General features: G+C 48.0%; 21 protein-coding genes. 9 read left to right on the top strand and 12 right to left on the bottom strand.

Annotation, left to right across the window (positions count from 1 at the left end):
* Positions 1-2 precede the first annotated feature (2 nt).
* The 5 genes from DWY57_RS03385 (at position 3) to DWY57_RS21605 (ending at position 2,966) form a co-directional block, all read left to right on the top strand.
* Positions 3-578, top strand: a complete 576-nt coding sequence (locus DWY57_RS03385) for a conjugal transfer protein TraO (protein WP_004291523.1) — start codon at positions 3-5, stop codon at positions 576-578.
* A gap of 7 nt (positions 579-585) precedes the next feature.
* Positions 586-1,488, top strand: coding sequence for a toprim domain-containing protein (locus tag DWY57_RS03380; protein ID WP_004291524.1), 903 nt, complete (start codon positions 586-588; stop codon positions 1,486-1,488).
* Positions 1,485-1,988: a DUF3872 domain-containing protein gene (locus DWY57_RS03375; RefSeq protein ID WP_004291525.1), complete on the top strand. Its 504-nt coding sequence runs from the start codon at positions 1,485-1,487 to the stop codon at positions 1,986-1,988. The genes DWY57_RS03380 and DWY57_RS03375 overlap by 4 nt, the downstream gene beginning before the upstream one ends.
* Positions 1,985-2,512: a hypothetical protein gene (locus tag DWY57_RS03370; RefSeq protein ID WP_004291526.1), complete on the top strand. Its 528-nt coding sequence runs from the start codon at positions 1,985-1,987 to the stop codon at positions 2,510-2,512. The genes DWY57_RS03375 and DWY57_RS03370 overlap by 4 nt, the downstream gene beginning before the upstream one ends.
* A gap of 64 nt (positions 2,513-2,576) precedes the next feature.
* Complete coding sequence (locus DWY57_RS21605; RefSeq protein WP_004291527.1) at positions 2,577-2,966, top strand: hypothetical protein; 390 nt, start codon at positions 2,577-2,579, stop codon at positions 2,964-2,966.
* Positions 2,967-2,999: 33 nt separating this feature from the next.
* On the opposite strand, the gene DWY57_RS03360 is transcribed toward DWY57_RS21605, so the two are convergent.
* The 9 genes from DWY57_RS03360 to DWY57_RS21045 form a co-directional block, all read right to left on the bottom strand.
* Complete coding sequence (locus DWY57_RS03360) at positions 3,000-3,308, bottom strand: hypothetical protein (RefSeq protein WP_004304290.1); 309 nt, start codon at positions 3,306-3,308, stop codon at positions 3,000-3,002.
* A 53-nt stretch (positions 3,309-3,361) separates the two neighbouring features.
* On the bottom strand, positions 3,362-3,664 hold the full coding sequence (locus DWY57_RS03355; protein ID WP_005783104.1) for a hypothetical protein: 303 nt from the start codon (positions 3,662-3,664) through the stop codon (positions 3,362-3,364).
* Positions 3,604-3,837, bottom strand: coding sequence for a DUF3873 domain-containing protein (locus DWY57_RS03350; protein ID WP_004304291.1), 234 nt, complete (start codon positions 3,835-3,837; stop codon positions 3,604-3,606). Before DWY57_RS03350 ends, DWY57_RS03355 begins: the two co-directional genes overlap by 61 nt.
* A gap of 19 nt (positions 3,838-3,856) precedes the next feature.
* Positions 3,857-4,114, bottom strand: coding sequence for a hypothetical protein (locus DWY57_RS03345; RefSeq protein WP_004291531.1), 258 nt, complete (start codon positions 4,112-4,114; stop codon positions 3,857-3,859).
* 24 nt (positions 4,115-4,138) lie between these two features.
* A complete protein-coding gene (locus tag DWY57_RS03340; RefSeq protein ID WP_004291532.1) occupies positions 4,139-5,470 on the bottom strand; it encodes a PcfJ domain-containing protein in 1,332 nt (443 codons plus the stop codon).
* Entirely contained in the window at positions 5,467-5,883 is a 417-nt protein-coding gene (locus tag DWY57_RS03335; protein WP_004291533.1) for a PcfK-like family protein, read from the bottom strand. The genes DWY57_RS03340 and DWY57_RS03335 overlap by 4 nt, the downstream gene beginning before the upstream one ends.
* A 13-nt stretch (positions 5,884-5,896) precedes the next feature.
* Positions 5,897-6,118 carry a hypothetical protein gene (locus DWY57_RS03330; RefSeq protein WP_004291534.1) on the bottom strand — a complete coding sequence of 74 codons (222 nt, stop codon included), beginning with the start codon at positions 6,116-6,118 and terminating at the stop codon, positions 5,897-5,899.
* A gap of 11 nt (positions 6,119-6,129) precedes the next feature.
* Positions 6,130-6,345, bottom strand: coding sequence for a hypothetical protein (locus DWY57_RS03325; protein WP_004291535.1), 216 nt, complete (start codon positions 6,343-6,345; stop codon positions 6,130-6,132).
* Between the two features lie 161 nt (positions 6,346-6,506).
* On the bottom strand, positions 6,507-6,917 hold the full coding sequence (locus DWY57_RS21045) for a hypothetical protein (RefSeq protein ID WP_004291538.1): 411 nt from the start codon (positions 6,915-6,917) through the stop codon (positions 6,507-6,509).
* Positions 6,918-7,023: 106 nt separating this feature from the next.
* On the opposite strand from DWY57_RS21045, the gene DWY57_RS21600 reads away from it, so the two are divergent.
* The gene (locus DWY57_RS21600; RefSeq protein ID WP_007567577.1) at positions 7,024-7,236 is read left to right on the top strand and encodes a hypothetical protein; all 213 of its coding nucleotides are present in this window, start codon (positions 7,024-7,026) and stop codon (positions 7,234-7,236) included.
* Positions 7,237-7,535: 299 nt separating this feature from the next.
* Complete coding sequence (locus DWY57_RS03305; protein WP_009038044.1) at positions 7,536-7,886, top strand: helix-turn-helix domain-containing protein; 351 nt, start codon at positions 7,536-7,538, stop codon at positions 7,884-7,886.
* Between the two features lie 66 nt (positions 7,887-7,952).
* Here DWY57_RS03305 and DWY57_RS03300 read toward each other — a convergent pair whose 3' ends face one another.
* Entirely contained in the window at positions 7,953-8,246 is a 294-nt protein-coding gene (locus tag DWY57_RS03300; protein ID WP_117964157.1) for a YtxH domain-containing protein, read from the bottom strand.
* 167 nt (positions 8,247-8,413) lie between these two features.
* On the opposite strand from DWY57_RS03300, the gene DWY57_RS03295 reads away from it, so the two are divergent.
* A complete protein-coding gene (locus DWY57_RS03295) occupies positions 8,414-8,689 on the top strand; it encodes a putative quinol monooxygenase (protein ID WP_117964158.1) in 276 nt (91 codons plus the stop codon).
* Positions 8,690-8,767: 78 nt separating this feature from the next.
* Positions 8,768-10,627, top strand: a complete 1,860-nt coding sequence (locus DWY57_RS03290) for an SLC13 family permease (RefSeq protein ID WP_119961339.1) — start codon at positions 8,768-8,770, stop codon at positions 10,625-10,627.
* 147 nt (positions 10,628-10,774) lie between these two features.
* On the opposite strand, the gene DWY57_RS03285 is transcribed toward DWY57_RS03290, so the two are convergent.
* A complete protein-coding gene (locus DWY57_RS03285) occupies positions 10,775-11,737 on the bottom strand; it encodes a TIM-barrel domain-containing protein (RefSeq protein ID WP_243634641.1) in 963 nt (320 codons plus the stop codon).
* Between the two features lie 619 nt (positions 11,738-12,356).
* The gene (locus DWY57_RS03280) at positions 12,357-13,562 is read right to left on the bottom strand and encodes an ABC transporter permease (RefSeq protein ID WP_117964159.1); all 1,206 of its coding nucleotides are present in this window, start codon (positions 13,560-13,562) and stop codon (positions 12,357-12,359) included.
* Positions 13,563-13,569: the final 7 nt, after the last annotated feature.

The following is a 13,569-nucleotide window of genomic DNA, read 5'->3' as shown; positions in this document are numbered from 1 at the left end:
CCATGAGAAAGTACATCGCAATAATCATCGCGTCGCTTGCCCTTTTTACAGGGCAGGCGCACGCCCAGCGGTGTCTGCCGAAGATGCAGGGCATCGAGGTGAGGGCGGACATGGCGGACGGCTTCAATCTCGGCGGCAAGGACGGCGGGTACAGCTTCGGGGCGGCTCTCTCCACCTACACGAAGAAGGGGAACAAGTGGGTGTTCGGTGGCGAATACCTGTTGAAGAACAATCCCTACAAGGACACCAAGATACCCGTGGCGCAGTTCACGGCGGAGGGCGGCTATTACTTCAAGATACTGTCGGACGCCCGAAAGATTGTTTTCGTCTATGCCGGGGCTTCGGCTCTCGCCGGATATGAGGCGGTAAATTGGGGGAAGAAGGTGCTGCATGACGGCTCCACGCTGCACGACCGGGACGCCTTCATCTACGGCGGTGCGCTGACGCTCGATGTGGAGTGTTACGTGGCAGACCGTATCGCCCTGCTTGCCAACCTGCGGGAGCGTTGCCTTTGGGGTGGCGACACACGGAAGTTCCACACGCAGTTCGGGGTCGGTATCAAGTTCATCATCAACTGACACGGGCATGGAAAGGACGGAAATAGATGCTGTCAGAAGGATGCCGCTTGCGGATTTTCTCGCACGGCTGGGGCATGAGCCTGTCAGAAGGAGCGGTAACGAGCTGTGGTATCTTGCCCCGTACAGGGGCGAGCGCACATCCTCTTTCCGTGTGAACGTGGCGAAACAGCTCTGGTACGACTTCGGTTTGGGCAAGGGCGGCGACATCTTCACGCTTGCCGGGGAGTTTCTGCAAAGCGATGACTTCATGAAGCAAGCGAAGTTCATAGCGGAAGCCGCCAATATGACGGTTGCCGGATGGGAAAAGCCCGTCTATCTCTCGAAGCCGACCGAATCCGTTTTTGAGGATGTGGAGGTCGCTCCGCTGCTCCGCTCACTGCTGACGGAGTATTTAGAGGAACGGGGCATCCCTTACGCCATCGCATCCCGTCACTGCTGCCGCTTGAACTACGGTGTGCGTGGGAAACGGTATTTTGCCGTTGGCTTTCCGAACATGGCAGGTGGCTATGAAGTCAGAAGCCGATATTTCAAGGGTTGCATACCTCCGAAGTCTGTATCACTGGTAAAGGCGAATGACATCCCGGCTGACGAGTGCCTCGTGTTCGAGGGCTTCATGGACTTTCTCTCTGCCGTGACGCTTGGTGTAACCGGTAACGCTGACTGTCTTGTGCTGAACTCAGTCGCCAACGTGGAGAAGGCGGCGGGATTGCTGGACGGATACGGGCGCATCGGCTGCTTCCTCGACCGTGACGAAGCCGGACGGCGGACGCTTGCCGCACTTACCATGCGATACGGGGAACGTGTCACCGACCGTTCCTCCCTCTATGACGGTTGCAAGGACTTGAACGAGTACCTGCAACTGACAACGAAAAAACAGAAAAACAACCATCTAAAAATCGAAGAACAATGAACATACTGAACAACAGAAACAAGAGAACATCAATATTCAAGGCAGTGGCGTTATGCCTGATAGCCGCCATGTCATTCACCCTCGTGTCATGTGACGATGACATGGACATCCAGCAGTCCTATCCCTTCACGGTGGAGGTCATGCCCGTGCCGAACAAGGTAGTAAAGGGGCAGACAGTGGAAATCCGCTGTGAACTGAAAAAGGAGGGCGACTTTTCGGGTACGCTCTATACCATCCGCTATTTCCAGTTCGAGGGGGAAGGCTCGCTCAAAATGGATAACGGCATCACCTTCCTGCCTAACGACCGCTACCTGCTGGAGAACGAAAAATTCCGCCTGTACTACACGGCGGCGGGTGATGAGGCGCATAATTTCATCGTGGTGGTGGAGGATAACTTTAGCAACTCCTACGAACTGGAATTTGACTTCAACAACAGGAATGTAAAGGACGACGATCTTACCATCGTTCCCATCGGCAACTTCAGCCCCTTGTTGAAATGATGCGTGTATTCATGACAATGCTCTGTTCACTTCTGACGGTCTGTTCTGTGTCCGCGCAGATCAGCCGCCAAGAGGGAACGGACGGGCAGGCGGCAATCTACCGACTGCCGCTTATGGAACGTGCTTTTTTATGCTGCCGCTACTTTGAAGGCTGGCACTCAGAAAAACACTACCCATACGTCGGTTGGGGTCACAAACTTTTGCCAAACGAGAAGTATTCGGCACGAACCATGACAAAACGGGATGCGGATGAACTTTTGCGGAAAGACCTGCGCAAATTTGTCGCCATGTTCCGTAAATTCGGGGTTGATTCGATTTTGCTTGGCACGTTAGCTTACAATGTGGGACCGGCGAAGCTGTTAGGCAGCAAAACAATCCCCAAAAGCACCTTAATCAAGAAGCTGGAAGCTGGTGACAGGAACATCTACCGTGAGTATATAGCCTTCTGCAACTACAAAGGAAAACGCCACGCCATGCTGCTCAAACGGAGAAAGGCGGAGTTTGCGCTGTTGTATATCCCATAAAAGGACTGACAAAACTGGCAAAAGACGTGCCATATTTAACTTGGCACGTCTTTTGCTCTATCACTTGATAGATTATCGTAGGATTTTCTCGTTAATTGACATCGTTGAGCCATTTTTGCCTATCGGTTTCCAAATAACACTTCAAGTTGTAAGTGTTGTGAGAGCAATACAAAACATAGTTATTAACCATAAAAAGTATAGCGAAATTATGAAGAAAGTATTTAGGAAAATTCAGAAAGGAACAACAAAAATGATTGAACGTATCAAATCGTTGGGGGAAATGGAGACGAAGCAGAAATGTGTAGTTCAACGGTTCGAGATTATCATTCCCCTCCACCAAAAAATAACGACCCAATATATAGCCTCCGCAAGTTTTACTTGCGGATTTTTTAGTTATCGCAGATTGGACAAAGGTTTCTTTGCTACTTTCTTTGTCCGCCATCATGCTCACTGAAAGAAAGTAGGGCGGCTCTCGCCGCCCCGCCACTCAAAAGCGTGTGTAAAGTCCCGTCACCATCGTGAACATTTCCTCCAGCATATCAAAATAGATACCCTCGTGTACGGCAATGTCCTTTGTCTTGCACTCAAAGGTCTTTTTGCTGAACGTCCTGCGGTAGAAGCGCATATTGTAGAGGTCTGCCCCTTCGTCATAGATGATGTCAAGGCGGTTGGCACTTGTTTTGTTCCTTGCAAGGCTCATCCGTAAGCCGTTGCCCATATCTATGAAATCACGGCTACCTGTCATGGCGGTGAAGCGTTTTCCGCCTATCTGCTGTAATATCGTCTTGGCTATCATATCTTTTGTTTTTAGGGTTTTAAGTATTGGCGGTGCGGACACCGCCATCCCGTTCAAAATTCTCGCATTTCGGAAATGGGGGTCTGCCGTTGTAGCCACTCTTTCACACATTCCATATTGTACTCGCTCGTGATGACTGCCGTATGGCTGTCGGTGGCGGTGAAACGTGTGCTTTCGTAATCATCTATCCACCCCTTGAGGGTGTCCGTTCCCCACGCTCCGGTATCGTCAAAGATACCGTCCAATGCCGTGATAGGTTCGCTGAACTTGACTATCAGCGTTTGATAGGTCGTGTTCATAGTCTGTCCTCCTTTCCCTTCTTTGCGTTCAGCCACTTGTCCCGTGCGGCTCGGCACTCGTCCAACGTGGGTTTGACACAAGAGAACAATTCTCTGTCTATGGGGTGGCGGTAGTCGTACTGCACAAGTGTCCGCCTGCGTCTTCCGATACCCGATTGGAAACGCTCGTATTTCTCCGTACCTGCTTCCGCGCAGGTGCTTACTCCGTTGATGGTCATTCGTGTTGTCATAATGTTGCTTTTTAGATGGTTAAAAATGTACTGACAGAACTCTGTTCTTCATCACCATTTCGGGGTTGCTTGTGTAGCGTTGGTGCAGGTAGAAATGGTGTGAGCCGAAGCCGTAAAGGAAAAACTTGTCAAGTTCGTGCTTCTCGGCAAACTCCTTTACGCTCTTTCTCAATTCCCCCTCACTCGTTGTGAGAGTGAGGAGGTTCACAAATTCAAGGAACATCGTGGGGATTGCATCATCCCACACACAAATCATACTTTCAATTCTTACTTCCATATCAATGTTGTTTTAGGGGTTATGCTATGCCGCTTTCATCCGCTCACGGATAAGGTTGGCGTTCTTGTTCACAAGGTCTATGATGCGCTCGTGATATTCGGTGTCCTGGTTGTGCTTGCCGTGGCACTGCACCACTTCGAGGGTTCGCAAGTCCACCTCTACGGTTTCAATAATCTCATCGCCAATCCTTGCCGATAGTATGAGGGTGTCGGCTTTCTTGTAGTATCCACTGCCAAACACGCAGATGCCCTGCGTCTTGCCCTCGTTGTAATACTCGTCTATGCTTTCAAGCACCTTGACGATTATTTCCTCGTCCGTGATTACCAAGCCGAAGAATTTGGATTTGTTGGCGATGAAATCCTCCGCATCTTTCTTTCGTTGGAGTTGTCGCTGTTGCTCACGCTCACGCCTTTCAATCTCCCAACGGCGTTGCTCTGCGGCTCTTTCCTTCTCGTGTATGGCTTCAATTTTTCGGGTTGCGTTGTCGTGTGCCGCCATGAAATCTTCGGGACAGATGTTCTTCGGGTTACGGAGGTCTTGACCGAGTTTTTTGAGCATACGCAGATAGTCGCACCACATTGAGAGGTTGTCTATCTGATACTTGTGACGCTTGGCAATCAGATATGATGCCCAACATTCATCGGCAGTACGGGTATTGAAAAGAAAGTGTTTCATGACCTCAATCTCACCGCCTTTCATAAGGGTTTCAATTCTTGGGTCTGAAAGCAAGGCTTTGAAAAGACGCACGGGGGAGATGCCGTGGAAATCGCCCTTGAAGCCGTTACGTCTGAGTTGGGGCAATATCCTCATCTTTGGATATGCACAGCTTCTTGCCACCACATCATCGTATAGGCTGTTGTGCGGTCTTACCTCCATATCGCTGCCTAATGCCCACACATCGCAATAGCAGAAAAGGAAGCCACGGAGCAACGCCATGTCCGTAACCTTGCCGTCGGGTGAAATCCAACGCTGCACGACCTCGTGGCAGTAGAAACGCATCGGTTCGCCTTTCCTGCTCTCGCATCTGACCTGCGCCACGCGGATTACCTGATACCCTTTGCAGGTGGTTATCACGCTGAAATTCTGCGTTTCCTTGTAGATGCGTCTGCGTGTGTCCTGCACTTTGAGTTCGGCATGGCATTTGGGGCAGGTGCAGCCTTCAAGGGTGTCGCATAGTCCGCTGTCGCTGTGCCACTCGTGACCGCAGTCGGAACAGGTGATGTTCCCTTTCTTGGTGCGGTAGCCGATATGCTCAACGCAGTGGCGGTATGCCCAATCTATTTGTGTCGCTGATATGGGGCGAAGGTTGGCGGAAAGTCTTGCCACCTCTTTCTGTATCTTGGTCTTCGGTTTCATAAGCCTAAATCAAATAATGAGGGTTGGGGTTGGTTTTCTTTTCTCGCTGACGGTCTGTGGCGGTTCTGCAACTTGCGGAGTTCCTCCTCTTGGTATTTGCGGACAGCGTTCTGACGTGCCTCCGCCTTTTCCTCTGCCGTGAGTTTCACAACGTGGTTCACAACCACTTGGCAGTCCATCGGTTTGCCCACCTCTATCTCGTTTTCCTCATAGTAGTGGATGGCTTGCCCGAATATCTCTCCGTCCGTGAAACCGTTGCAACCGCTTTTCTGCACATAGTTCAGAATGTGGGTCACGCACTCGTCCATGTTCTTGGCAGGGTTGCGGTACTTCTTTGCAAATAGCGCATCTTCCTCCGCACGCTGTTCCAAGTACATATATATCGTTCTCTTGAAATGGTCTGTTCCTTTCATATCGCTGTCATTTTTAGATTATCTGTTTCAGTATCTCTCTCCAATAGGTCGGCTCTACCTCGCTGAGAAGGAAGTCCATGAAATCCCTCCGTGCGTCCTTGTTCAGTTCGTGGTACAATCTTCGGAAAGTTTCAAAATTGCCGTTGATGTACGTTTCCACCATATACACGAAGATGTTGTCCACCTCGTAATATCTGCACTGCTGCGCTGCCGTCTTGCTGTTTCTTTTTGCCATGTCGGTAAGGGTTAAAGGGTGAATAACCAAAGGATGAAGCCAAAGAAGGCAATGGTGGAAAGGATAGCCACGATTACACCTATCGCCACTCGGAACACTCCGTTTACAATCTCTCTGATGATGCCCCAAAGGATGCCGAACACCCCGAAGGCGGTGCGCATCATCAAGCCGCATATCGCCAACCCGATGTGTTGCGCCATTTGTCTGAAATTTGCCGTTGCCGTCATATCTTCGCTGTTTTTGATTTTTTTGTTTTTAATGCGGATTCAAGAGCTGAGGGAGTTGAGTTTCAAACTATCTTATCTGCCTCTCGTTTATCCGACATTTTTTTTATGCGTCTTTCTGTCGCATCGGTCGTTTTCGTTTCGGGTGCTTGAAAAGGTAGGGATTAGGGAATGCAAGGTTTTTCGGTCAAAATACTACCCGCAGGGCTGGAGATTTTTACCGAAAACAGGAGGCTTGACCTTGCTTTCCCGTCCAATCCCGGAATTACCTTTGCGCCCAGAACGAAAATGACTGACTGATGCGGCTTACTGAAAGGCGCAAAATGGAGGTAAACGAAAACAGAGGCAGATTGTGTAGAAAAAAACTTCAGGGGAAAATCCGTAAAAAAAAGAATCACCAAAAGGAAAAAGACATCACCGGAAGCGTGAAAAGGGCAAACCACAACAAAGGAAGTATGATTGTTTCCGATCCGACGGAACTTGTTCAGCCGGGTGGCAACAATCATTCTTCCCGGTTTGTCCGGCTGTGTGTGGGCGCCTGTTTCATTCATGGGGCAGGCTGACACACTCTGCATTCACTTTCCGCTTCCGGCAAAAGAGACAGCGAAAAAAGAAAAATCATTTGAAAACCCGTAAAAGCACCTCTTGGCATAGGCGCAAAAGAAAGGGGCATTGCTTCATCTGTCTAAACATCGTTTAGGCGTGAGGCAATGCCCTTTTCTCCAGCTATGCGGTAGTCGGCACACGTTTGTTCCAAACTCGTTTTGGGCAATGGTGTGCCGACGGACAATACCGCTTTTACGGAAAATTCTTATGAATGAGGGGATAAAAAACGGGAGTTTATATCAAAATCTCGAATTAAATAGCTACTTTTGCATACGAAGAGTTCTTTGAAGGTTACGCAACGCGCAGAAGGATAATGCAGTAGATAACTAACTAAATCGTAACCTATTACTATCAAGAGCAATTAACCTACGCTCATTTCCAATAAATTACACTCTTTTCGTAACTTCATGTTGCAAACATACAAATAATCCGGATGAGATGGATGCTTTTATGAGTATAAAGAATGTTTTTATTATTGTATGAAACGATAGTTATTTTGAGTAAGTTTATTACTTTTGTGGTGCAATGCCGGACACTAAGCATAGAGTCGCCATTGCTGAGGTTGAACTGATTGGTAAAATAAAGGAATGGAAAATTTTCATCGTATGGATGCTTGTCCGGTACGGGATGTACTGAGCAGGTTGGGAGACAAATGGACAATGCTTGTGCTGGTCACACTGAAAGCGAATGGAACGATGCGTTTTTGCGATATACAGAAAACCATAGGGGATATTTCCCAGCGGATGCTGACGGTTACATTGCGCTCATTGGAGACGGACGGGCTGATTGTCAGGAAAGTCTATGCGGAAGTTCCTCCCCGTGTGGAGTATAACCTTACAGAAACCGGATGTAGCCTGATGCCGCATATTGAATCTTTGGTAGGATGGGCATTGGAGCATATGAATGATATTTTGAATCGGCGCAGTCTGCAGAACTGATGGGGCGATATGAAAAAACGGATGTATCAAAATACATCCGTCTTCAGAAGTTTCCAAGTGCTTGTTTTATTTCTTGGCATCGGCAAAATTGTGAACCTTGTTTTTCAGATTGTCAGCTTTCTCTGCGGCCTCATGGACCTCATGGGCCATCTTGTCCGCTACTTTGGTGCCAGTGTGCAATGCTTCTTCTTCAGCAGTGTTGATGAACTCCTTGGCTTCGCCACTTGCTTTGTGGATGGCACGGCATATGGCATCTTCCAGCTTTTTAGCTTTCTCCGTACGGGAGAAGTGGTAGGCCAATGCACCGGCAACCGAACCTATTCCCAGTCCGATCCAGAAATTAGAATCTTTACATTTCATAATCAAGTCAGTTTTTTAATAGTTAAAGTTAGAATCAATTCTGATGAGACAACATACTTGCCAAAGATTGGTTCATCCGGCGGGAAAGGAATTAATAACAATTTACTTTTGTTGGTGGAGAGATTTATTCTGCTTAAATTTGCGATGCACTTAAAATTTATACAAGTATGATTAGATTAAATGTTTTTATTCAGGTAAGTGCGGAAAACCGTACCGCAGTATTGGAATCTGCCAAAGAACTGGTCGCATATTCCTTGAAGGACAATGGATGCATTGCCTATGATGTGTTTGAGAGCGCCACTCGCAGCGATGTTCTTATGATTTGTGAAACATGGAAAGATGCAGAGTCATTGTCTGCCCATGAAAAAGCGGACCATTTTGTGGCCCTGGTGCCCAAAATCCAGGGGCTGGCCGCCATGAAGCTGGAAAAATTCGAGTTCTAAATCAGTAGTTTGAGGTAGTAAGGGGTTGTGTGATCATGCGTAAATAAGTATATTTGTGCATTCTTAATATACATATTTATGCTGATTACCCTTATTATCCTTGTTCTCTCCGCTGCCTTTTTTGTAGCAGGCAAAGTCCGTTCGGACATTGTGGCGCTTTGTGCGCTGATTGGTTTATTGATATTTCAGATTCTTACTCCTGAAGAGGCCCTTTCCGGCTTCTCCAACTCGGTGGTGATTATGATGGTAGGCTTGTTCGTTGTGGGCGGCGCCATTTTTCAGACCGGGCTGGCTAAAATGATAAGTTCGCGTATTCTAAAGTTGGCAGGCAAAAGCGAGCTGAAACTCTTCTTGCTGGTTATGCTGGTTACCTCTGCCATTGGTGCTTTTGTGAGCAATACGGGAACGGTGGCTTTGATGCTGCCTATCGTGGTGAGTTTGGCACTGAGTGCAGGAATGAATCCCAGCCGTCTATTGATGCCTTTGGCTTTTGCCAGCAGCATGGGTGGTATGATGACACTTATCGGTACGCCTCCTAACTTGGTCATTCAGAATACATTGACGGGAGCGGGCTTTGAACCGCTGTCTTTCTTCTCCTTCTTGCCGGTGGGCATTGTGTGCGTGATAGTGGGAACTTTGGTTTTAATGCCTCTGACCAAATGGTTTCTCTCCAAGAAAGGCAAAAAGAATGACGGAACATTGTCGGGCAAATCATTGAACCAACTGGTGCAGGAGTACGGACTTTCCAGCAATCTGTTCCGTTTGAGGGCTGTCAATGATTCCCGTCTGATAGGAAAAACCATCATAGACCTGGATGTACGCCGCAAGTATGGTCTGAATATCATTGAAGTACGGCGTGTAGACTCTTCCCAACATAGATTCCTGAAAACTATTACCCAGAAATTGGCATCACCCGATACGACTATTTGGGTGGGCGACGTGCTTTATATTACGGGAGAGGTATCGAACGTAAATCGTTTTGCTGAAGACTTTTTAATGGAAATGCTCGACGGGCATACCACTGAAGAAGCCTCTAAAGCCGACAAGTCCCTTGACTTTTATGACATCGGAATTGCCGAAATTGTGTTGATGCCTTCTTCCAATATCGTGAACCGGACGGTGAAGGAAGCAGGGTTCCGTGATAAATTTAATGTAAATGTATTGGGCATCCGTCGTAAGAAGGAATATATATTACGTGAATTGGGACGTGAGCGTATGCATAGTGGCGATGTTTTGCTGGTGCAGGGTGCGTGGCAGGACATCGCACGGATAAGCAGGGAAGATTCCGATTGGGTGGTATTGGGGCAGCCTTTGGCAGAAGCCGCCAAAGTGACGCTGGATTATAAAGCGCCCATAGCTGCCGCTATTATGGTGCTGATGGTTGCCATGATGGTCTTCGACTTTATTCCCGTGGCCCCGGTGACAGCGGTGATGATTGCCGGCTTGCTGATGGTGCTGACGGGATGTTTCAGGAATGTGGAAGCCGCCTATAAAACGATAAACTGGGAAACAATTGTACTCTTTGCAGCCATGCTCCCCATGTCTCTTGCACTCGAAAAGACCGGTGCCTCGGAATATATATCCAACAGTCTTGTAAGTGGGTTGGGCAGTTATGGTCCTATTGTGTTGATGGCAGGTATCTATTTCACCACTTCATTGATGACCATGTTCATCAGCAATACGGTGACGGCAGTGCTGATGGCCCCTATTGCTCTTCAAAGTGCGATTCAGATTGGAGTAAGTCCCGTTCCGTTCTTGTTTGCCGTGACGGTTGCGGCAAGTATGTGTTTCGCTTCTCCATTCTCTACACCGCCCAATGCACTGGTGATGCCGGCAGGACAATATACATTCATGGATTATATAAAAGTGGGGCTCCCGTTGCAGATTATTATGGGAGTGGTGATGGTATTTGTGCTGCCGTTGTTGTTTCCTTTTTAGCAAAGTATATGACCACTTCATTATGCTGTAATATTAGGCGCGGATTACGTGGAGTAACGCGGACTATGCAAATTGGATTCTTGAAATCTGCGTAATCCGCGCCTAAAAAATAGTAAGGTAGTTTTGACACGTTCCTCCTTTTTACTGTTACAGCTTTATACTCTTTTTCTTTCCTGCATAGCTTATTGTCTTTCTGCCTTTCATCGGCCGGTTTCTCGTACCGGAGTCCTGACCGACCAGGACAACCTTGAACTTGCGGCTTTTCAGCATGTTCGGAAAACTGCTTTCCCGCTCTTCTATCGTCAGAGGACGGGCCTTGTCCTCCCAAGATACACTGCGGTTCAAGGTCTGTCTGTCCTGCTGCTTTTCGTTACTCCAGAAGTCCCACCAGTCTGCGCCTTGAGGGAGGTAAACCGGCGCAAAATCCATTACTAAAGGACGCATGAATGTACCGTCATTGTGGAACACATCCCAGGAAGTGCTGTAAACGTAGGGCAGAAGGCGATAGCGCAGATTAATCACCTTCTCCTGGGCATCGAAACACCACTCGCCACGCTTGCCGAAGTTCCAGATTTCACGGGGCAACTCCGTACCGTGCGAACGCATTATCGGGCAGAAAGTGCCGAACTGCATCCAGCGTCCGGCAAAGAAGCCACCTATGTCACTGTTCCAGTTCGGGATGTTCATCAAGCTATAGTTCAGTGCGGCAGGAATCTGTTTCTCCAGCATGTCCCAAGTGGAGGTCACGTCACCACTCCAGGTGTTGCAGCCGTAACGTTGTTGTCCGATAAATCCGGAACGGGTCAGGATGATAACGCGTTTGTCTTTGCTCAAAGCCTTTTGATGCGAGGCTATTCCGCTGTTGTGCATCAGTGAGTAGACATTTTTTACACTCCGGTAAGACCCCAAGTGAGTGGAGAGGTCATAGTCCGATTCTTGTCGGTTGATATGGTCAGTCTCTGTAGAATCGAGCCACCAGTCGTCGTTGCCGATGTAACTGAAAATGCCTTTATTCAGATATTTCCAATAAATGTCCCTTGCTTCGGGATTGTAGACGTCGTAGGGGCGTGTGCCACTTTTGGGTGGCCAAGTGTTGAAGTTGATAATCATCCCTTTGGCATCCAACTCCTTGCGTTGCTCTGTGTGGGTGCCAAAGCCGGGTCATGCCACAATCATCAGCTTGGCATTCAGCTTGTGACCACTACCAGACTTTCTTTGTTGTAGGGTTTGCCTTCGGGAGTTTTGAAACCTGCACAATGGAAGGCGAATAGAATTCCACACGGATGTCCATTCCTTATGTGGTGCATTTCATTCCTTGAGGTGTGCGTTCTGTGTTCTGGGCGGCACACAAGTTTGCAAGCATGGTTGCACAAGTCAGCACGAAGCCGGCTCTTTTCATAAAATTCATTTTCATGGTTCTTTTAAAATTATGCTGCAAAAGTAGTCTTGAATCCTCTTTAGACGGCAACAATCTTGTTGAAACGGAACAACACTCAGGTTGATTTCTGCATTTTTTCCGCATATTCCGAGGGGTGGCAACCGTACATTTCTTTTGTTCCGCTTCATAACGGCTGCACTGCTTTATCAAGTTGCGGATGCGGAGCAAAAGGATTTCTTCTTTGTGTTTCCGTTCCATCTCCTTTCGGGTGCGGTATATGTAGAGGCGGATGCTTGCTGTAATGATGGCATATCATGAACTTTATATTTGCTGGATGGAATTTTTCCATCTTTATTTTCTCCCTTTCCAGATACTGATAATTTTTTTGCCTATTGCCAAAATATTCAGCAGTGATACAGCAAAAAATAATAGGCAACCGATCAATATACATGGAAGCAGTGATCCGCTCTCCAATTGCGGGAAGAGGCTTTGGACTACTTCTATATAGTAACTGCGCACCCATGCCACGCAGCCGATGGCGAGGAGCAGTACCAGTACATTCAGCCCTACTGTCAGTATATAATAAGGTGTGGCTACCTGCGTCGGGCTATATCCTATCAGCAGCAGGTTTTCCAGTTTTACCGTATTCTTTTGGAGAAGCAGGAAGATGCTCAGCATCAGGATGTAGAATGACAGAATGCTGATGAACAATCCTACTCCCATGACGATGGCCGTAATGAGGCGCAGGAAATAAGTTGTCTTCCCGGCATCCAGATTGTTGCCTTCAGTTTCGTAATTCTTTTGCTGGAAATAGTCGGTGATGGCTGTGTCGGTAGGATTCTTTACTTCCACAATCAGCCGGGACGGTTCCGCTTCTTTCTCCGGTGCGAAATTCTTATTGGCCCAGTCCATGAAGGATTGGGGAACGAGAATGGTATTCAGCCGGTTGGAGAATCCTACAATGTTGCCTTTATATTGTTCCACACGTCCGTTACCCCGCATCATCACATCCATTTGTACCAGACTCATCAGGCCTTCGGAGAGTTTCGGCAGACTCCGGCTTTGTGCAAAGCCAAAGTTGTAGAGGTTCAGATAGTTACGTGGAATGATGATGGGAATTACCCGGGCATCTTCGTCAAAATGCCATTTGTCCAGACTGACATCCACATATTCGTCGGGTACAGACTCGAAAAACATCTCTGTTGACAGACGGATACCGGCTTCCTGCATACCGAGTCCGGCAGAAACCTTGAACTGGGAAGGAGTGAACGCGCCTACCCCCTTAGTAAAAGGTTGGGCTTTTAGGTCCTTTATCTCCTCTTTGGAGAAGGTATTGCTTTTCCCGGCAAAGCTGCCCAGAGTACTGATTTTTTTGGTAGCAATGATATACTCCTTCTTCATGAAACTATCCCCTTCCGTAAAAACGGGAAGGACATCACGATAGAATTGTACGCTCAGCAATACAATCATCATGCCGAAGAGATTGGCGAGGAAAAAGCCTGCCAGCTGTCCGACACTGATGTGCTGGCGGAGAAGTTTCCAAACAAGTCGATTCATATTAGCT

The organism is Bacteroides sp. AF25-5LB (assembly GCF_003602965.1).
Classification (GTDB): Bacteria; Bacteroidota; Bacteroidia; order Bacteroidales; family Bacteroidaceae; genus Bacteroides; species Bacteroides uniformis.
Note: the sequence above shows the minus strand (reverse complement) of the source record. Positions and strands in the feature narration are given on the sequence as shown.